The sequence below is a fragment of the Chromobacterium alticapitis genome (assembly GCF_002924365.1).
Classification (GTDB): Bacteria; Pseudomonadota; Gammaproteobacteria; order Burkholderiales; family Chromobacteriaceae; genus Chromobacterium; species Chromobacterium alticapitis.
Map to the genome: position 1 here is coordinate 1 of NZ_PQWB01000091.1, position 810 is coordinate 810.

The following is an 810-nucleotide window of genomic DNA, read 5'->3' on the forward strand; positions in this document are numbered from 1 at the left end:
ATCACGTGGACCCGCGAAACGCTGGATGCAGAGATCTCGGCGCTGCTTGGTGGTTATGGCGACAAGTTTCAAATCAATTTTTCGTGATTACTTAAAGAGGTACGGCATGCTTAGGCTGATTTTCCGCATTTCGGTAAAAGTACGGGAAAAAATCACTAGGAGGTGGTATCGGGAAATGCTGTTTTCTCGATGCCAATACTCTGGCGGAGCCATTGTCGTTGGTCCCGATGTCTGGTGGAATTTTCATTTTTCCCATCCTGAAAAGATAATTTTTGGAGAGGGCACCGTGATGAATGGTGAGTGCTACATTAATGCGCATGGAGGGGTGGTTTTTGGTAGATATTGCCATGTAGGAAAGGGTTTGACTATTTTCTCATCTAACCATAACTACAAATCCACGTTTTCCATTCCCTATGGCGATGATGACATACTCAAGTCGGTTAGCATCGGTGATTGTGTGTGGATCGGGGCTAACGTCAATATCTTGCCTGGAACTAGCATTGGGGACGGGGCTATCATATCCATGGGTTCCGTAGTTAGAGGTGCGGTGCCGAGCGGAGCTATTGTCGCAGGGAATCCGGCCAAAATTGTGGGATATCGCGATATGGAAAGCTATCGGAAACTTTCAGAATTGAAGGCCTTTGTTTAGTTTGTGTGCGGATTTGCAAATGCAGATGCCATTCCAACGGCATGGCCGTGGCTCTTGCTAGCGCTTAGCAGGCCGTTGAAAAACCAACATCCACCCATTTGGTATAATCAAGCATCCAACGAACCACGGAAGCATCCAATGAGAGGCGTCCGCAACGACAC

At 47.5% G+C, this 810-nt stretch carries 1 protein-coding gene; it reads left to right on the plus strand.

The genetic code is table 11. The features are described from left to right. Nucleotides 1–649 (plus strand): acyltransferase (locus C2I19_RS16710; protein ID WP_233201238.1); only part of this gene is annotated, 649 nt, incomplete at its 5' end. Nucleotides 650–810 lie beyond the last annotated feature (161 nt).